The sequence below is a fragment of the Kitasatospora sp. NPDC049285 genome, assembly GCF_040678815.1.
In the GTDB taxonomy this organism is placed as follows: domain Bacteria; phylum Actinomycetota; class Actinomycetes; order Streptomycetales; family Streptomycetaceae; genus Kitasatospora.
Map to the genome: position 1 here is coordinate 194,572 of NZ_JBFAQR010000005.1, position 17,200 is coordinate 211,771.

Below are 17,200 nucleotides of genomic sequence, written 5' to 3' on the forward strand. Positions count from 1 at the left end.
GGATAGACTGACGGATATGCGCCGAGCGAAAATTGTCTGCACCCTGGGTCCTGCGACGGACTCCTACGAACAGCTGAAGGCCATCGTCGAAGCGGGCATGAACGTCGCCCGCCTCAACATGAGCCACGGCTCCCACGCCGAGCACGAGGACCGGTACCGCCGGGTCCGCCAGGTGTCGGAGGACACCGGCCGCACCATCGGCGTACTGGCCGACCTGCAGGGCCCCAAGATCCGTCTGGCGACCTTCGCCAACGGGCCGGTGACCGTGGACAACGGCGACACGTTCACCATCACCACCGAGGACGTCCCCGGTGACCAGTTCGTCTGCGGCACCACCTACAAGGGCCTGCCCGGCGACGTCCAGGCCGGCGACCCGATCCTGATCAACGACGGCGTCATCGCCCTGGAGGTCGTCAGCGTCGACGGCCCGCGGGTGAAGACCGTGGTGGTCGAGGGCGGTGTGCTCTCCAACAACAAGGGCATCAACCTGCCCGGCGCGGCGGTCAACGTCCCCGCGCTCTCCGAGAAGGACAAGGACGACCTGCGCTTCGCCCTGCAGCTGGGCGTCGACATGGTCGCGCTGTCCTTCGTCCGCAACGCCGCGGACATCGACGACGTGCACAAGGTGATGGACGAGGTCGGCATCCGCGTCCCGGTCATCGCCAAGATCGAGAAGCCGCAGGCCGTCGAGGCGATGGAGGAGATCGTCCTCGCCTTCGACGCCATCATGGTGGCCCGCGGCGACCTCGCGGTCGAGTACCCGCTGGAGAAGGTGCCGCTGGTCCAGAAGCAGCTGATCACGCTGGCCCGCCGCAACGCCAAGCCGGTGATCGTCGCCACCCAGATGATGGAGTCGATGATCCACGCCTCGCGCCCGACCCGCGCCGAGGTCTCCGACGTCGCCAACGCCATCCTGGACGGCGCCGACGCGGTGATGCTGTCCGCCGAGTCCTCGGTGGGCAAGTACCCGGTCGAGACCGTCAAGACCATGAGCCGGATCGCCGAGAAGGCCGAGGAGGAGCTGCTCTCCCAGGGCCTGCAGCCGCTCAACCCGGGCCGCAAGCCGCGCACCCAGGGCGGCTCGGTCGCCCGCGCCGCCTGCGAGCTTGGCGACTTCCTGGACGGCAAGGCGCTGATCGCCTTCACCAAGTCCGGTGACACCGCCCGCCGGCTCTCCCGCTACCGCTCGCCGATCCCGGTGATCGCCTTCACCCCGGACATCGCCACCCGCAACCAGCTCTCGCTGAGCTGGGGCGTCGAGGCGCACGTCTCGGAGCAGGTGGCCACCACCGACGAGATGGTCGAGCAGGTCGACCGCGAGCTGCTGAAGATGGGCCGGCTCGCCGACGGCGACACGGTGATCGTCACCGCCGGTGTGCCGGTGGGCATCCCGGGCACCACCAACATGGTCCAGGTGCACCACCTGGGCACCCGCGACGGCTCCTGAGCCGACACCGCCGAACGCCGCAGGGGCGGGACCCGAGGACCGGGTCCCGCCCCTGCGGCGTTCGCGCGACGTTCCGTCAGCCGTCGTACGGCGTCTTGTCGTTGAACAGGCGCATGCCCGGGATCTTCAGGTCGCCGCCGAACTGGCCCGCCTGCACCGCCTTGGCGTCGGTGAGGGTGAGGTCCAGCGGGATCGGCACCGCGCCGAGCAGGTCCCACAGCCACTTCGGCAGGGTGTCCGGGGTCAGCGTGATCGGGCCCAGGTCGATCGGGATCGGCAGGCCGTAGATCGCCGCCAGGTGGCCCGAGAGGCTCTCCACGTACATGGTGACCGGGCCGTTGCGCATGGTCGAGGTCGACCCCTCACGGCTCTTCACGTGGAAGGTCAGGCCCTGGACCTGGATGGTCGACATGTCGAGGTTCTCGATGTCCACGCTGTCGGTGGTGAACTTCAGCACCCGCTTGGTGCCGCTCTCGGTGGTGACGTCGTAGACGCCGTTGAACACCGAGCCGTGCAGCGACAGCCGGGTCGAGTGCAGCACCCAGTTCTGGTCCGGCACCACGTCGCCCTTGGGCGCCGCCAGGGCCGCCACGTGGCGGGTGTCCAGCTGGCAGTTCGGGCCGACCGAGGCCGACGCCGAGGCGGTCGGCTTGGCCGCCGACCGGGCCGAGCCCGCGACCGACGCCGAGGACGCGGCGGACGGCGCGGCGCCGCCCGCGGCCGGGGTGGCCGAGGACTGGCCGGTGACCGGCGGGGCGGGCGTCGCCGGCGGCTTGGCGGACGCCGTCGCGCTCGGCGTCGCCGCCTTGGTGCTCGGCGTCGGAGAAGGCGTCGGGGTCGGCGTCCCGCCCGGGTGGAGCAGGCCGCCCAGCAGGTCGTCGATCAGGCCGGCCGGCTGCACCGCGCCGCTCGCGGCGGGCGTGTTCGGGGTGGTGTAGACCGCGGACTGCACGGTGCCCGCGGCACCGGTGAAGACCGCGGGGACGGCGGCGGCGCTGCCCGCGGGCGCCTGCTGCGCCGAGGAGCGGGTCACCGAGGTGCCGGAGTCGGGCAGCACCTTGATCTGGCTCTTCGGGACGGGCGTCTCCTTGAGCACCGCGTCCGGCGTGCTGGCGCACTTGCCGGTCGGGGTCTCCGCCATCGCCAGGGTCGGCGCGTACGCCGCGCCCACCAGCAGCGCGGTCGGCACCGCGGCCATCGCCAGCGCCTTGCCGCGCAGGCGCGACCGGACGCTCTCCCGCGGCACCGCGTGCCGCGGGCCGGGGACGGCGGGCTGCTCCAGCTCGGTCACCGCGGCTCCCCCTCGGCGGGCGGCTGCTGCTGCGGCGCGGCGCCGTACTCCAGCGGCTGCTCGACGGCGGCCTGCGGCAGCTGCGCGGTCGGCGCGGCGTCCGGCTGGGCCGCCTGCTGCGCGACGGTCGCGCCCGGGGCCTGCGGCGCCGAGGCGGCCTCGGCGGTCTGCGGCAGCGGCTTCAGCGGCGCCCAGGAGACCAGCAGGCCGCCGGCCAGCAGGCCGGGGATCAGGCCCATGCCGAAGCCGCCCAGGTTGGAGACCGGGATGGAGATCAGCGCCAGGATGGTGGTGGCCACCCCGCAGAAGATCCGCACCAGCGGCTGGAACCAGGCGGTCAGGCCGAGCGCGATCAGCAGCAGGCCGATGATCATCGAGCCGGCGCCGGCCGTGGTGGACATCGCCACGGTCAGGTTGCCGAGCTTCAGGTGCGCGTACGGGAAGTACAGGATCGGGAGGCCGGCGAACATGGCCAGCAGGCCACCCCAGAACGGCCGGGTGCGCCGCCACCCGCGGAACCTCAGCCGGAGGCGGCTCATGCCGCCCGGGCCCTCGGGCCAGGCTTCGGCGGTTGCGCTGGACATGGTGCGACTCCTCGATGGTGGGTCCGAGGGGAAAGACGGATGGCCCCGGCCTGGCCGGGGTGCGGTCCGAGGGGGCGGCGGGTCGCCGCCCCCTCGGACCCGGGTCCGTCATCTGGGCCCGACTGGCGGGCCGTCAGATGCGGATCAGTAGCACTCGATGCCGGCGCCGGAGCCCTTGACGATGTTCAGCTTCAGGCCGTTGAGCGTGAAGGTGCCCGCCGAGGTGGCCCAGGCGGTCTGCTGAACGCCGGTCAGGTGCGCGCTGTCGGCACGCTGGGCGAAGCCCTGGCCGCCGGTCGGCAGCTTGCCGCCGTCCGCCTTCAGCTTGTCCACGGCCGACCCGGTCAGGGTGGACGCGTCCTGGCCGATGTTGATGTTCTTGAACTCGGCGTCCGCGTTCAGCTGGTTGAGGTCGATCAGCAGCTGCTTGGCGTCGACCTGCTTGGCCACGTCGTCGCTCTGACCGGCGTTGAGGACCAGGGTCCAGTTGCCGAGCGGGCCGAGGTTGGTGACCACGGACTGGCACAGGCCCTTGATCTTGGCGTGGTCGAACGCCGAGATGGCGATCGGGTGCGGGGTGCCGTTGGCCTCCACGTCCACGCCGCCGAACTGCGAGAAGCCCTCACCGTTCAGGTCCTGCGCGGTCACCTTGAACTGCTGGCCCGACACGCTGAACGAGGCGGCCAGCGCGTTCGAGGCGAGCGAGACGCCGATCGCGGCGGTGGCGGCGACGCTGGGCACCATCGCCAGGGCGAAGCGCTTCCAGCGGGTCTTGCCGTAAGACTGGGACATACGAGTCCTCCTTCTAGGACGTACATCTCCGGCCGTTTCCGGTGCGTCCCGCACGAGGTCCGGCCCGGGATGGGAGAGAGCTACGTCCTCGGTAGCGGAGAGCGCCAGTGCCGTGGGACGGCGTCGGGCGATCACCCCCGAGCGACAACCGTGCGACCGAGCGGAGTGCGCGGCCGCGGAGGCCAGGAACCGCCGCGTGGGATCTGCGGTTACCCCCCTGTCCTCACCCGGTGGGGACCCCTCGTCGCCGAGGGACCGGGCGTCGCCGATCGTGCTTGAATCCCGGGCGAAGCACAAGGGGTGCGTTACTGACGGGTAATCCAACAACAAGTGCGTTCGATCATGGAATCGAAGGCGAGTTTGCGGAGAGTGACGAAACTGGCCTGCCGCCTGGACGTCACCCCCTGGAAACACCGACGAAACACCCCCCTCCGATCACCTGGAGTGACCGAAGAGGGGTGATATCAAGATTTGGTAAACCTGCCGGGATTACCCTCGAAAGTCGTCAAATCGCCGCCGACACCGCAGGTCACCAACGGTGTCACCCGGTGCCGTCCGGCGGTCCGTCAGAACAGCACCCGGGCCAGCGCCTGACGGGCCGCCACCGTGCGCGGGTCCTCCGGGCCGATCACCTCGAACAGCTCCAGCAGCCGCAGCCGAGCGGTGTCCCGGTCGTCGCCGAAGGTCTTCGCCACGGTCGCCACCAGCCGCCCGAAGGCGTCCTCGACGTGCCCGCCGACCAGGTCCAGGTCGGCCGCCCGGAGCTGGGCCGCCACGTCCTTCGGATCGGCCGCCGCGTCGGTGCGCACCTGCTGGGGGTCGAGCTTCTCCACCCGCTGCAGCAGCTCGGCCTGGGCCAGGCCGAGCTTCGCCTCGACGTGGCCGGGCCGCTCGCCCAGCACGTTGCGGTACGCCTGGATCGCGCCGCCCAGGTCGCCCCGGTCGAGCGCGTCGTGCGCCGCCTCCAGCGCCGGGTCGGACGGCACCCGCGGCGCCGCCGGCTCCACCCCGCCGTCGCCACCGGCCGCCCGGCCGACGATGCCGAAGCGCTGCTCGGCCACCGCGATCAGCTGGTCCAGGATCTTGCGGACGTTGGCCTCGTTCTCGGCGCCCTGGAACAGCGGCACCAGCTGGCCCGCCACCACCGCCATCACGGCGGGGATGCCCTGGATGCCGAACTGCTGGGCGATCAGCGGGTTGGCGTCCACGTCGATCTTGGCGAGCACGATCCGGCCGGCGTACTCCTCGGCCAGGCGCACCAGGATCGGGCTGAGCTGCTTGCACGGGCCGCACCACTCGGCCCAGAAGTCCACCACCACCGGCACCTCGGCGGACCGCTGGACCACCTCGGTTTCGAAGGTGCCCTCGGTGACGTCGAGCACCAGGGGGTAGTCGGCGAGTGCCGGGCCGTCGCCCGCGGCGGCCTGCCGGGCCCGCTCGGCCCTGGTCTGCTCGGCCTTCTGGGCGGCCTCTCCGGCCGCCTTCACCGCGGCGAGGTCCACCGCGCCGCGCAGGGCGGAGCTGTCGATACGCGAATTCCGTGACTGCATGGCACCATCCTCCCCCGCCGGAGCACCTGACGGGCGCCAACCGCCCGGAAAAGACCGGGACGAGCCGCCCGCCGTGCGCGGGAGGTCCGACCGGAACGCGGGTCCCCACCCGCGCCGCGCGCCCGCCCGATCCCAGAGGGCGGGGCACGATGGTTGTCGCTCTTTCGCTACTCGTCGTAGCGTATCTGCCCCTGGGGCACTCCCCGCAAGCCCCCCTGGCCCTCCGGACGCGTGAGCTGAACCACTTTCCGCGGCGGGGCGGGTGCCGGGTACGGCGGGAGGTCGCTACCGTGGGGCCTCCAAGTTACTTCTGAGTAAATTCGCTAGGAGGCCCGGTGGCCCCCACCACCCCGGTCCGCGGCAAAGGCCGGCCGCGCAGCGCCGCCGCGGACCTCGCCATCCTGGAGGCCACCCGCCAGGCCCTCGCCGAGCTCGGCTGGGGCGGCCTCACCATGGGCGACGTCGCGGTGCGCGCCGGGGTCGCCAAGACCACCCTCTACCGGCGCTGGCCGTCCAAGAGCGAACTCGTGGTCGACGCCATCGCCAGCCTCTTCGACCAGCTGGAGTGCGCCGACCTGGGCAGCCTGCAGGCCGACATCGAGGCGGTGGTCGCCCAGTTCGCCGAGCTGCTCACCCGGCCCGAGACCCAGGCCGCGCTGCTCGCCCTGTTCGCCGAGGGCACCCGCGACCCGCAGCTGCGGCTGCGGATCCGGGAGCGGATCGTCCAGCCGCAGAAGGTGCTGGTGCAGCTCGGCCGGGCCAACGCGCAGGCCCGCGGCGAGATGGACCCGGACCGCGACCCGGCCACCGCCGACGAGGAGATCGACATCATCTTCGACACCATCGCCGGCACCGTCGAGCACCGGCTGCTGGTGAGCGGCGAACCCGTCACCGCGGAGTGGATCCGCCGCTTCACCACGCTGCTGCTCAACCCCCTGCCGGGGCTGCTGCGCTGACGACCCGTCAGCCGTCCAGGCCGGCCAGGTCGAGGGCGGCCAGCCGCACCGGGTCGTTCAGCACGTCGATCTCGGCGACCAGGCCGTCGACCACCGTGAACGCCATCACCGACACCGGCCGGCCGTCGATCACCGTCAGCACGCCGTAGGCGCCGTTCACCAGCACCAGGCGCGCGAACGGCACCAGCGCCCGGAAGCCGGCCGCCGAGGACGCGATCGCCGCGCCGCCGCGCAGCACCCGGTTCAGCTCGGCCAGCGCCGTGCCGCCGTCCGCCCGCAGCACCGCGTCCGGGGCGAGCACCCGCAGCAGTCCGTCGAAGTCGCCCTCCCGGGCGGCGGCCAGGAACGCCTCCACCGCGGTGCGCTGCGCCGCCGGGTCGCGGTCCGGCTCCGGCGCCCGCTCCTTCACCCGCTTCCGGGCCCGGCTCGCCAGCTGCCGCACCGCCGCCGGGGACTTCTCCAGCAGCGGCGCGATCTCCTCGAACGGCACCGCGAACAGGTCGTGCAGCACGAAGGCCAGCCGCTCGGCCGGGCCCAGCGTCTCCAGCACCACCTGCAGCGCCAGGCCGACCTGGTCGCCGAGCAGCGCCGCCCGCTCCGGGTCCTGCGCGTCCGGCGCGGCGAGCACCGGGTCCGGCACCCGCGGGTCGTCCAGCGGGTCCTCGCGGCGGCGCTCCCGGCTGCGCAGTTCGTTCAGGCAGACCCGCGAGGCGACCGTGGTCAGCCAGCCGCCGAGGTTGTCCACCTCGTCCTCGGCGTGCCGCTCCAGCCGCAGCCAGGTCTCCTGGACGGCGTCCTCGGCCTCGCCGAGCGAGCCGAGCATCCGGTACGCCACCGCCCGCAGCCTGGGCCGGTGCTCCTCGAACCGCTCGGCGAGAAGAGTTCCCCCGCTCACCTGTCACATCCCTTCCTCGGTCGGGGTCATGGAGGCAGACACCCACTGTGGCAGGCCGGACGATCACTCCGGCGGCCGGATCGGAGACCGACATGACCACCCCCGCCACCCTCCTGGTCACCGGCGGCACCGGCACCCTCGGCCGGCTCACCGTGCCCCGCCTGCTCGCCGCGGGCTTCACGGTCCGGGTCCTCACCCGCGGCGAGCACCCGGACGCCGACGGCGTCCGGTACGTCCGCGGCGACCTGGTGGCCGGCACCGGCCTGGCCGCGGCGCTGGACGGCGTCGACGCGGTGCTGCACCTGGCCGGAGGTGCGAGGGGCGACGACACGGCGGCCCGCCACCTCGCCGCGGCGCTGCGCGGCAGCGCCGTGCGGCACGTGGTGATGGTGTCGGTGATCGGCGCGGACCGGATGCCGCTCGGCTGGTTCCGGGCGAAGCGGGACGCCGAGCGGGCGCTCGCCGACAGCGGGGTGCCGTGGACCGTGCTGCGCGCCGCCCAGTTCCACGACCTGGTGTTCACCATGGCCGCCAGGCTGGCCAAGCTCCCCGTGCTGCCCGCCCCCGGGGGCCTGCGCTTCGAGCCGGTGGACGCCCGCGAGGTCGCCGACCGCCTGGTCGAACTGGTCCTCGGCGAGCCCGCCGGGCTGGTCCCCGACCTGGCCGGCCCGCGCGCCTACGCCTTCGCCGACCTGGCCCGCGGGTACCTCACCGCGACCGGCCGCCGCCGCCTCGCGCTGCCGGTGCCGCTGGCCGGGAAGGTCGGGCGCGCCTACCGGCAGGGCGAGAACCTCGCCGCCCCCGAGGCCGCGCACGGCGGCCGCAGCTGGGAGGCGTTCCTGGCGGAGCGGCTGGCCGCGTAGCGCCGCCACGAGGAGCGGGGGCAGAGGCGGACGCCCCTGCCCCCGACGGACCGTCAGAACATCGCGTTCTCGCGGTAGGTGCCCCACTCGTCGCGCAGGGCGTGGCAGATCTCGCCGAGGGTGGCCTCGGCGCGGACCGCGTGCAGCATCGGCTCGATCATGTTGGCGCCGGAGCGGGCGGCGGCCAGCATCGCGTCCAGGCCGGCCCGGACGGCGGCGTCGTCGCGGTGCGACTTGCGCTCGTTCAGCACCCGGACCTGCTCGCGCTCCACCTCGTGGCTGACCCGGAGGATCTCCAGCTCGGGGGTGACGGTGCCGGGGTGGCAGTTGACGCCGACCACCCGCTTGTCGCCCTTCTCCAGGGACTTCTGGTACTGGAAGGCGGCCTCGGCGATCTCTCCGGTGAACCAGCCCTCCTCGATGCCGCGCAGGATGCCCGAGGTCATCGGGCCGATGGGGTGGTCCGCGGTGGCCTTGTCCAGGATCCGCTGGAAGATCTCCTCCGCCTGGGCCTCGATCCTGTCCGTCATCGCCTCGACGTACCAGGAGCCGCCCAGCGGGTCGGCGACGTTGGTGACGCCGGTCTCCTCCATGATCACCTGCTGGGTGCGCAGGGCGATCTCGGCGGCCTGCTCGCTCGGCAGCGCGAGGGTCTCGTCGAGGGCGTTGGTGTGCAGCGAGTTGGTGCCGCCGAGCACCGCGGACAGCGCCTCGACGGCGGTGCGCACCACGTTGTTGTAGGGCTGCTGGGCGGTGAGCGAGACGCCCGCGGTCTGGGTGTGGAAGCGCAGCCACTGGGCCTTGTCGGTCTTGGCGCCGAAGTGGTCGCGCATCCAGCGGGCCCAGATCCGGCGGGCGGCGCGGAACTTGGCGATCTCCTCGAAGAAGTCGAGGTGCGCGTCGAAGAAGAACGACAGGCCGGGGGCGAAGACGTCGACGTCCAGGCCGCGGGAGAGGCCGAGTTCGACATAGGCCAGGCCGTCGGCGAGGGTGTAGGCGAGCTCCTGCGCGGCCGTCGCACCGGCTTCGCGGATGTGGTAGCCGGAGACCGAGAGCGGCTTGTACGCGGGGATGCCGCGGGCGCAGTGCTCCATCAGGTCGCCGATCAGGCGCAGGTGCGGCTCGGGGGCGAAGAGCCACTCCTTCTGCGCGATGTACTCCTTGAAGATGTCGGTCTGCAGGGTGCCGTTGAGCACGGCGGGGTCGACGCCCTGGCGTTCGGCGGCCACCAGGTACATGCAGAAGATCGGGACGGCGGGGCCGCTGATCGTCATCGAGGTGGTGACCTCGCCGAGCGGGATGCCGGCGAACAGCACCTCCATGTCGGCGGCGGAGTCGATGGCGACGCCGCAGTGGCCGACCTCGCCGAGCGAGCGCGGGTCGTCGGAGTCGTAGCCCATCAGGGTCGGCATGTCGAAGGCGACCGAGAGGCCGCCGCCGCCGGCCTCCAGGATCATCCGGTAGCGCTCGTTGGTCTGCTGCGCGTTCCCGAAGCCGGCGAACTGCCGGATGGTCCAGGTGCGGCCGCGGTAGCCGGTGGGGTGCAGGCCGCGGGTGTAGGGGTACTCACCGGGCCAGCCGATCCGCTCGAACCCCTCGACCTCCTGCCCGGCGGGCGGGCCGTAGACCGGTTCGACGCTCTCGCCGCTGAGCGTGGTGAAGTCCGCGTCCCGCTTGCGTGCCTTGTCGTACCGCTGCTGCCAGCGCTGCCGGCCGGCCTCGATCTGCTCGGCGTCCATCGGCTCCGACTCCCGCTCCGTGCGGCCGTCCTCGTGGGGCGGCAGAGAACTACTAGGATGTCCTAGCAATTTACTCGGACGTCCTAGTACCTGTCGATGCCTGGCGGCCGAATGCACGAACGCCCCTCCCCCGGCGGTCCGGGGAAGGGGCGCTGCGACGTGCGGGCGGCGGGTCAGACGCCGGCGGTCTCGGGGGCCGGAGCGGCCGGGGCGAGGGCGGCGGCGGCCTCGCCGGCCACCTTGCGCTCGGCGACGAAGGAGGCGAACGGGATGCAGCCGGCGGCCAGCGTCAGGACCATCCGGCCGAGCGGCCACTTGAGCTTCTGGCCGAGCAGGAAGGTCACCACGAAGTACCCGATGTAGAGGTAGCCGTGCAGCATCGCGACGTAGGTGGTGGCCTCGGCGCCGGTGTCGAAGGCGTACTTCGCGACGATGAACCCGCAGAACACCAGCAGGGCGACACCGGTCGCGATCGCCAGGGCCCGGTACCAGCCCAGCAGGGGTGGGGTCTTCATCTCTGTCCTCGCCTCACTCGGCCACGTCTCACCGGCGCGCCCCGCCTGGGCGCACCGCTGCATCGAGGGTAACCGCCCCTACGCGTCGTCCCCGCCGGGGCCCTCCTGGCGCGGCAGGGCGAAGTCGCCGGCCGCGACGCGCAGCGGGCGCAGCAGGTCGAAGACGTTCTGGCAGTCCTGCTCGTCGTAGCCCTCCAGGCCGAAGTCGACGGCCATCAGCTCGCGGGTGGCCTCCTCGACCACCTTGCGGCCGCGCTCGGTGATGGCGGCCAGGACGCCGCGGCCGTCCAGCGGGTTGGGGCGGCGGGTCACCAGGCCGGCGCCCTCCAGCCGGTCGACGGTGTTGGTGACGCTGGTGGGGTGGACCATCAGCCGCTCGCCGATCTTGGAGAGCGGGAGCTCGCCGGCCCGGCTGAAGGTGAGCAGCACCAGGGCCTCGTAGCGGGCGAAGGTCAGGCCGTAGGGCTTGACCACCGCGTCGACCCGGGCCAGCAGGATCTGGTGCGCGCGCATCACCGAGGTGATCGCCGCCATCGACGGCACGCTGCCCCAGCGCCGGGTCCACAGCTCGTCGGCGCGGGCGATCGGGTCGAAGTCGAGGGAGAGGGGCTTGGCCACGCACCCCACCGTACTCGCGGGGGGCGGGCGGGGTAGCAGGTGTCCACGATGGCAGACAAGGCCACCTCTTGGCGGGATCACGCCAAACAGATGGACAACGCCGCCCGGCGGCCGTTTACACCGGATATTCCGGCAATATTCAGTGAACGGACGGGAGTTGGGCGGATCCCCAGACCGCGCCGCATGGTTCGCGGCTAAACCTCTGCTTTTCCGACTTCGACATTGCGGGTCCACTGGCGAGAGTTTGCCAATCGTTGCCGAAGTGCTGTTCCCGCATTTGAACGATCGTCATGCTTCTGGCCAGCCCCGTTCGACGCCGCCGGCCCCACCCCACCGGCAGCAGTCGTCTGACCGCACGGAGCTGCACGTCAGCACTCGTTCCGCCCCAGCAGGCACTGACCCCGGTGCCCCGGAACGGCGTGCGACCGCGCACACGCGGTTGATCCGGAAGGAATCCGTTCGTGAAGCGAAAGCTCGCTGTCGGAGCCGTTCTCTCTGCCTCGGCCATCCTGGCCTCCGCGATCCAGGTGAGCGCCGGGATCGCCCAGGCCGTCCCCAACCCGGCCGCCCAGAACGTCGCGGGCCAGCACCGCGGCGAGCTGCTGGCGCTCGCCGCCGCGCAGGCCCCCGGCGCGGCCAAGACCCTGGGCCTCGGCGCCCAGGAGAAGCTGGTCGTCAAGGACGCCGTCGTCGACGCCGACGGCACCCGCCACTTCCGCTACGAGCGCACCTACAACGGACTGCCGGTGCTCGGCGGCGACCTGGTGGTCCACCAGGACGCCAAGGGCCAGGTCCGCTCCTCCGACCTCGCAGTGAAGGGCAGCCTGGCCCCCGCCTCGCTGAGCCCGAAGCTGACCGCCGGTCAGGCCTCCAACAAGGCCGCCGGCACGGTGCAGGCCACCGTCGGCCAGGCCGGCGACGCCGACGAGGCCGTGATCTCCTCGGTCTCCGGCGCCGGCGCCGCCCAGCTGGTGATCTTCGCCGCGGACGGCAACCCCCGCCTCGCCTACCGGACCACCGTCGAGGGCATGCGCGCGGACGGCACCCCCAGCCGTCAGATCCTGGTCACCGACGCGGACAGCGGCGCGGTGCTCTCCACCCACGAGGAGATCCAGACCGCCAACGCGACCGGCACCGGCAACGGCGTCTTCGTCGGCAACGTCTCGCTGACCACCACGCTGTCCGGCAGCACCTACTCGCTGAAGGACGCCACCCGCGGCGGCCAGTACACCACCACCCTGGCCGGCAAGACCTCGGGCAAGGGCACCCTCTACTCCAAGACCAGCAACACCTGGGGCAACGGCACCGTCTCCAACGGCGAGTCCGCGGCCGTGGACGCGCAGTACGGCGCGGCGGTCACCTGGGACTTCTACAAGAACACCTTCGGCCGCAGCGGCATCCGCAACGACGGTGTCGGCGCGTACAGCCGGGTCCACTACGGGCGCAATTACGTCAACGCCTTCTGGGACGACAGCTGCTTCTGCATGACCTACGGTGACGGCTCGTCCAACACCCACCCGCTGACCGAACTCGACGTCTCCGGCCACGAGATGAGCCACGGCGTCACCTCCAACACGGCCGGCCTGAACTACTCGGGCGAGTCCGGCGGCCTCAACGAGGCGACCAGCGACATCTTCGGCACCATGGTGGAGTTCTACGCCAACCTGTCGAAGGACGTGCCGGACTACCTGATCGGCGAGCTGATCAACATCAACGGCAACGGCACGCCGCTGCGCTACATGGACAAGCCCTCCAAGGACGGCGCGTCCGCCGACTACTGGTCCTCCACGGTCGGCAGCAAGGACGTCCACTACTCCTCGGGCGTCGCCAACCACTTCTTCTACCTGCTGGCCGAGGGCAGCGGCGCGAAGACCATCAACGGGGTCAGCTACAACTCGCCGACCTACAACGGCTCGACCATCACCGGCATCAGCCGGGCCAAGGCCCAGCAGATCTGGTACCGGGCGCTGACCGTCTACATGACCTCCACCACCAACTACAAGGGCGCCCGCACCGCGACGCTGAGCGCGGCGGCCGACCTCTACGGTTCCGGCTCGACCGAGTACAACACGGTCGCCGCCGCCTGGGCCGCGGTCAACGTCAACTGACGCACCCGTCCCGGAAAAGCCCGCGGCGGTCGGGCCTCCCACGAGGAGGCCCGGCCGCCGCGCACCACGTTGCGGGTCAGGCGGTCGCCGGGGCGGCGACCACCTCGCCGCGCTCCTCCCGGGCCAGCATCCGCTCGGCGAAGAACCCGCCGGTCGGGAGCACCGAGAGCACGAACAGCAGGATGCCGCGCTTGGGCTCCCAGCGGCGCTGCTGCCAGGCCTGGGCGAGGAAGACCACGTACAGGATGAACAGGATGCCGTGCACCATGCCCATCACCGGCACGGCGTCGAAGCTGGTGGTGCGCTTCAGCACCGAGCAGATCAGCAGCAGGATGAAGGACAGGCCCTCGGGGCCGGAGACCAGGCGCAGGCGGTGGACGGCGGCGACGCTCTTCACGGGGGTTTCCTCACGGGGGCACGGGCGGGCTTGTACGGACAGCTTGTGAATGCACGCACAAGCCGTGCCTATTATCACCGACCTGACAACGCCGACGGACGGACCCCCTATCCTGCTGTGCTGCGCGCGGCCTGAGCGGCAGGCCCGCACCACCCACGGGGGACGAGCGACATGTTCAAGCGGGACTGGAACCGCCACACCTGTGCCCGGCGCGGCCACATCACCTACGCGCCCGACGAAGCGGGGCTGCGCGCCCGCCTGCACACCGAGACCTCGCTCGGGACCGCCTGGCGCTGCCTGCGCTGCGGCGACTTCGCGCTCGGCGAGCCGCACGGCTCCGGCCCGGCCGAGAACGCCCCGCTGGTCCCCCGCGGCAAGGCGCTGCGCGACCTGTTCATCCTGCGCTTCCTGGCCGTCGAGCGGCTGCTGCGCGGCCTGCTGATCGTGATCGTCGCCTGGGGCGTGTGGAAGTTCTCCAACAGCCAGGACGCGGTGCGCCGGATCTTCGACGAGAACCTCTCCGTGCTGAAGCCGGTCACCGAGCACTTCCACTGGGACCTGGAGCACTCGCCGATCGTCGACACCATCCGCAAGACCTTCGACTACAAGCACTCCACGCTGCTGTACGTCGCCGTCGCGCTGGTGGTCTACGCGCTGGTCGAGATCGTCGAGGCCTTCGGCCTGTGGTGGGGACAGCGGTGGGCGGAGTACCTGACGGTGGTCGCCACCGCCGCGTTCCTGCCGCTGGAGGGCTACGAGCTGACCGAGCACGTCAGCGTGCTGAAGATCTGCACGCTGCTGCTGAACATCGCCGCGGTGCTCTGGATCATGCTCTCCAAGCGGCTGTTCGGGCTGCGCGGCGGCCGGGCGGCGTTCGAGGCGGAGAAGCACTCGGCCTCGCTGCTGGAGGTCGAGGAGTCCGCCGGCGCCGTCCCGCAGGCGGCCTGACGGCGCATCGGGCCGGTACGGGTTTTGTACCGGCTCGGTACCAGCCGTCCGCGCCCCCTCCCCGCACGGGGCGGGGGCCCGATACATTCACCGGGTGGCACAGTTCCGACTTCAGGGGTCAAAGGTCCTAGCCGTCGATCTGGCAGGGGACACCGTCAAGGCCCGCAACGGCTCGATGGTCGCGTACACCGGGCAGATGGGCTTCAAGAAGCTCTCCGGCGGCGGCGACGGCCTGCGTGGCATGGTCACCCGCCGGCTCACCGGCGAGCGCATGGAGGTCATGGAGGTGAGGGGGCAGGGCACCTGCTTCTTCGCCGACAAGGCCACCGAGATCAATCTGGTCCGGCTGAACGGCGAGACGCTGTACGTCGAGTCGGACAACCTGCTCTGCACCGAGGCGACGCTGCACACCGGCACCTCCTTCACCGGGCTGAACGGCATGGCCAGCGGCAACGGCCTGTTCACCACCAAGGTGGAGGGCCAGGGCTGGGCCGCCGTCACCTCCAAGGGCCCGGCGGTCATCCTGCGGGTCTCGCAGGGCATGCCGCCGCTGCGGGTCGACCCCGGGGCGTACGTCGCGCACACCGGCAACCTCAACCGGTCCCTGAAGTCCGGTGCGGGCTGGACCACCCTGATCGGCGAAGGCGGCGGCGAGGCGATGCAGGTCGAGTTCACCGGTGAGGGCCTGGTCTACGTCCAGCCCTCCGAGCGGATGACCTTCGGGGGCGACGTCTGATGGCCTTCACCCGGATCAACAACAAGATGATCTCCGCCCAGGTGATCCCCGGTCAGCGGATCTTCTCCCAGCGCGGCTCGATGCTCGGCTACACCGGCGAGGTCACCTTCAAGCCCAACATGGCCGGCGGCCAGGGCGGCGTGATGTCGATGATCGGCCGCCGGGTCGCCAACGAGGACACCCCGCTGATGACCGTCGAGGGCCAGGGCACCGTGATGTTCGGCCACGGCGGCCACCACGTGCACCTGATCGACCTGACCGGCGACGCGCTCTTCGTCGAGGCCGACCGGCTGCTCGCCTTCGAGGGCAGCCTGCAGCAGTCCACCATGTTCATGGGCCAGCAGGGCGGCCTGATGGGCGTGGTCCGCGGCCAGGTCACCGGCCAGGGCCTGTTCACCACCCAGCTGACCGGCAAGGGCGCGGTCGCGGTGATGGCCCACGGCGGCGTCGTCGAACTCCCCATCACCCCCGGCCAGCCGGTGCACGTCGACCCGCAGGCGTACGTCGCGCACCGCGGCCAGGTGACCAACAAGCTCTCCAGCGCCGTCGGTTGGCGCGACATGATCGGCCGGGGCTCCGGCGAGGCGTTCCAGCTCGAACTCTCCGGGCAGGGTGCGGTCTACGTGCAGGCCAGCGAGGTGAAGCTCTGATGTCCTACCCCCCGCAGCAGCCCCCGTACGGGCAGCAGCCCTACCCGCCCCAGCAGCCCCCCTACGGCCAGCAGCCGTACCCGCAGCAGGGCGGCTACCCGCCGCAGGGCCAGCCGTACCCGCCGCAGGGGCCGCCGCCCGGGTACGACCAGCAGCAGTACCAGCAGGCCTACCAGCCCACCCAGGCCGGCCAGCCGATGCCCCCGCAGCAGCAGTACCAGGCGGGCCCCGGCGGCCAGTTCGGCGCGCCGCTGCTGCAGGCTCCCGGCGGCGAGGGCCCCAAGGTGTGGGACCCGTCGAGCCTGCCCGCGAACGACAACGTCAACCCGTACTGCTTCTCGGTCGACCTGAACGGCGCGTACTACCTGCAGAAGGGCAAGATGATCGCCTACTACGGCGAGATGCGCTTCTCGGGCGTCGGCCGCGGCGTCATCGACCAGATGCTGGAGCGGAACTTCAACTCCCCGCTGCACGCCTCGGACTGGGTGGTCGCCGAGGGCCGCGGCAAGCTGCTGCTCGCCGACCGGGCCTTCGACCTGAACTCCTACGACCTGGAGAACGGCAACCTGACGGTCCGTTCGGGGAACCTGCTCGCCTTCGAGCCCTCGCTGCAGCTCAAGCAGTCGATCATCCCCGGCTTCCTCACCCTGATCGGCACCGGCAAGTTCGTCGCGGCCTCCAACGGCCCCGTGCACTTCGTCGAACCGCCGATCCGGGTCGACCCGCAGGCCCTGGTCGGCTGGGCGGACTGCCCCGCGCCCTGCCACCACTACGACCACAGCTACATGCACGGCCTGATCGGCGGGCTGCGGCACCTGACCGGACTCGGCGGCGCGAGCGGCGAGGAGCACCAGTTCGAGTTCATCGGCGCCGGGCAGGTGCTGATGCAGTCCACCGAGACGCTGATGGCCGACCGCTCGGTCGGCGTCGTCGCCGCGGAGGCCGGCGTCCCCGGCTCCGGCGTCCCGCACCAGGGCGCCGCCGGCCACGGCGCGCAGCAACAGCTCCCCAACATCCCCGGCCTCGGGAACCTCGGGAACCTGGGGGACCTGGGACGGCGCTTCGGCCTGTAGGCACCGTCGGACGGGGGTGCGGGGAGACCGGTCTCCCC

Annotated in this window: 17 protein-coding genes; 8 read left to right on the plus strand and 9 right to left on the minus strand. The window is 71.7% G+C overall.

What is annotated here, in order from left to right:
* Positions 1–16 precede the first annotated feature (16 nt).
* Entirely contained in the window at positions 17–1,447 is a 1,431-nt protein-coding gene (pyk, locus tag AB0K51_RS06030) for a pyruvate kinase (protein ID WP_363450993.1), read from the plus strand.
* Positions 1,448–1,523: 76 nt separating this feature from the next.
* Here pyk and AB0K51_RS06035 read toward each other — a convergent pair whose 3' ends face one another.
* The 4 genes from AB0K51_RS06035 to AB0K51_RS06050 all read right to left on the minus strand — a co-directional run bounded on the left by AB0K51_RS06035 (position 1,524) and on the right by AB0K51_RS06050 (position 5,664).
* Positions 1,524–2,738 (minus strand): hypothetical protein, encoded by a 1,215-nt coding sequence (locus tag AB0K51_RS06035; RefSeq protein WP_363450995.1) that lies wholly within the window; start codon positions 2,736–2,738, stop codon positions 1,524–1,526.
* A complete protein-coding gene (locus AB0K51_RS06040; RefSeq protein ID WP_363450997.1) occupies positions 2,735–3,322 on the minus strand; it encodes a DUF6114 domain-containing protein in 588 nt (195 codons plus the stop codon). The genes AB0K51_RS06035 and AB0K51_RS06040 overlap by 4 nt, the downstream gene beginning before the upstream one ends.
* 144 nt (positions 3,323–3,466) lie before the next feature.
* Positions 3,467–4,114: a DUF6230 family protein gene (locus AB0K51_RS06045; RefSeq protein ID WP_363450999.1), complete on the minus strand. Its 648-nt coding sequence runs from the start codon at positions 4,112–4,114 to the stop codon at positions 3,467–3,469.
* 566 nt (positions 4,115–4,680) lie between these two features.
* Positions 4,681–5,664, minus strand: a complete 984-nt coding sequence (locus AB0K51_RS06050; protein WP_363451001.1) for a tetratricopeptide repeat protein — start codon at positions 5,662–5,664, stop codon at positions 4,681–4,683.
* 335 nt (positions 5,665–5,999) lie between these two features.
* On the opposite strand from AB0K51_RS06050, the gene AB0K51_RS06055 reads away from it, so the two are divergent.
* Positions 6,000–6,620, plus strand: coding sequence for a TetR/AcrR family transcriptional regulator (locus AB0K51_RS06055; protein WP_363451003.1), 621 nt, complete (start codon positions 6,000–6,002; stop codon positions 6,618–6,620).
* A gap of 7 nt (positions 6,621–6,627) precedes the next feature.
* Here AB0K51_RS06055 and AB0K51_RS06060 read toward each other — a convergent pair whose 3' ends face one another.
* Positions 6,628–7,515 carry a sigma-70 family RNA polymerase sigma factor gene (locus AB0K51_RS06060; protein WP_363451005.1) on the minus strand — a complete coding sequence of 296 codons (888 nt, stop codon included), beginning with the start codon at positions 7,513–7,515 and terminating at the stop codon, positions 6,628–6,630.
* Between the two features lie 92 nt (positions 7,516–7,607).
* Here AB0K51_RS06060 and AB0K51_RS06065 point away from each other — a divergent pair, with 92 nt between their 5' ends.
* Positions 7,608–8,378, plus strand: a complete 771-nt coding sequence (locus AB0K51_RS06065; protein WP_363451007.1) for an SDR family oxidoreductase — start codon at positions 7,608–7,610, stop codon at positions 8,376–8,378.
* A 53-nt stretch (positions 8,379–8,431) separates the two neighbouring features.
* Here AB0K51_RS06065 and AB0K51_RS06070 read toward each other — a convergent pair whose 3' ends face one another.
* The 3 genes from AB0K51_RS06070 to AB0K51_RS06080 all read right to left on the minus strand — a co-directional run bounded on the left by AB0K51_RS06070 (position 8,432) and on the right by AB0K51_RS06080 (position 11,250).
* Complete coding sequence (locus tag AB0K51_RS06070) at positions 8,432–10,117, minus strand: methylmalonyl-CoA mutase family protein (RefSeq protein WP_363451009.1); 1,686 nt, start codon at positions 10,115–10,117, stop codon at positions 8,432–8,434.
* Between the two features lie 173 nt (positions 10,118–10,290).
* A complete protein-coding gene (locus tag AB0K51_RS06075; RefSeq protein WP_363451011.1) occupies positions 10,291–10,632 on the minus strand; it encodes a DUF3817 domain-containing protein in 342 nt (113 codons plus the stop codon).
* A gap of 78 nt (positions 10,633–10,710) precedes the next feature.
* On the minus strand, positions 10,711–11,250 hold the full coding sequence (locus AB0K51_RS06080; protein WP_363451013.1) for a MarR family transcriptional regulator: 540 nt from the start codon (positions 11,248–11,250) through the stop codon (positions 10,711–10,713).
* Between the two features lie 461 nt (positions 11,251–11,711).
* On the opposite strand from AB0K51_RS06080, the gene AB0K51_RS06085 reads away from it, so the two are divergent.
* The gene (locus AB0K51_RS06085) at positions 11,712–13,358 is read left to right on the plus strand and encodes a M4 family metallopeptidase (RefSeq protein ID WP_363451015.1); all 1,647 of its coding nucleotides are present in this window, start codon (positions 11,712–11,714) and stop codon (positions 13,356–13,358) included.
* A gap of 76 nt (positions 13,359–13,434) precedes the next feature.
* Here the strand turns inward: AB0K51_RS06085 and AB0K51_RS06090 are convergent, their stop codons facing one another.
* On the minus strand, positions 13,435–13,755 hold the full coding sequence (locus AB0K51_RS06090; protein ID WP_363451017.1) for a DUF3817 domain-containing protein: 321 nt from the start codon (positions 13,753–13,755) through the stop codon (positions 13,435–13,437).
* Positions 13,756–13,926: 171 nt separating this feature from the next.
* Between AB0K51_RS06090 and AB0K51_RS06095 the strand changes: the two genes are divergently transcribed.
* The 4 genes from AB0K51_RS06095 (at position 13,927) to AB0K51_RS06110 (ending at position 17,162) form a co-directional block, all read left to right on the plus strand.
* A complete protein-coding gene (locus AB0K51_RS06095; RefSeq protein WP_363451019.1) occupies positions 13,927–14,703 on the plus strand; it encodes a DUF2127 domain-containing protein in 777 nt (258 codons plus the stop codon).
* A gap of 94 nt (positions 14,704–14,797) precedes the next feature.
* Complete coding sequence (locus tag AB0K51_RS06100; protein ID WP_363451021.1) at positions 14,798–15,439, plus strand: AIM24 family protein; 642 nt, start codon at positions 14,798–14,800, stop codon at positions 15,437–15,439.
* Positions 15,439–16,089, plus strand: a complete 651-nt coding sequence (locus tag AB0K51_RS06105) for an AIM24 family protein (protein ID WP_363451023.1) — start codon at positions 15,439–15,441, stop codon at positions 16,087–16,089. The genes AB0K51_RS06100 and AB0K51_RS06105 overlap by 1 nt, the downstream gene beginning before the upstream one ends.
* A gap of 251 nt (positions 16,090–16,340) precedes the next feature.
* Entirely contained in the window at positions 16,341–17,162 is an 822-nt protein-coding gene (locus AB0K51_RS06110) for an AIM24 family protein (RefSeq protein ID WP_363451053.1), read from the plus strand.
* The last annotated feature ends 38 nt before the right edge of the window (positions 17,163–17,200 follow it).

Excerpts from the sequence above, each read along its gene's own strand:
- pyk (WP_363450993.1), top strand. The coding sequence starts at position 17 with ATGCGCCGAGCGAAAATTGTCTGCACCCTGGGTCCTGCGACGGACTCC.
- AB0K51_RS06040 (WP_363450997.1), bottom strand. The coding sequence starts at position 3,322 with ATGTCCAGCGCAACCGCCGAAGCCTGGCCCGAGGGCCCGGGCGGCATG.
- AB0K51_RS06045 (WP_363450999.1), bottom strand. The coding sequence starts at position 4,114 with ATGTCCCAGTCTTACGGCAAGACCCGCTGGAAGCGCTTCGCCCTGGCG.
- AB0K51_RS06050 (WP_363451001.1), bottom strand. The coding sequence starts at position 5,664 with ATGCAGTCACGGAATTCGCGTATCGACAGCTCCGCCCTGCGCGGCGCG.
- AB0K51_RS06065 (WP_363451007.1), top strand. The coding sequence starts at position 7,608 with ATGACCACCCCCGCCACCCTCCTGGTCACCGGCGGCACCGGCACCCTC.
- AB0K51_RS06070 (WP_363451009.1), bottom strand. The coding sequence starts at position 10,117 with ATGGACGCCGAGCAGATCGAGGCCGGCCGGCAGCGCTGGCAGCAGCGG.
- AB0K51_RS06075 (WP_363451011.1), bottom strand. The coding sequence starts at position 10,632 with ATGAAGACCCCACCCCTGCTGGGCTGGTACCGGGCCCTGGCGATCGCG.
- AB0K51_RS06095 (WP_363451019.1), top strand. The coding sequence starts at position 13,927 with ATGTTCAAGCGGGACTGGAACCGCCACACCTGTGCCCGGCGCGGCCAC.
- AB0K51_RS06105 (WP_363451023.1), top strand. The coding sequence starts at position 15,439 with ATGGCCTTCACCCGGATCAACAACAAGATGATCTCCGCCCAGGTGATC.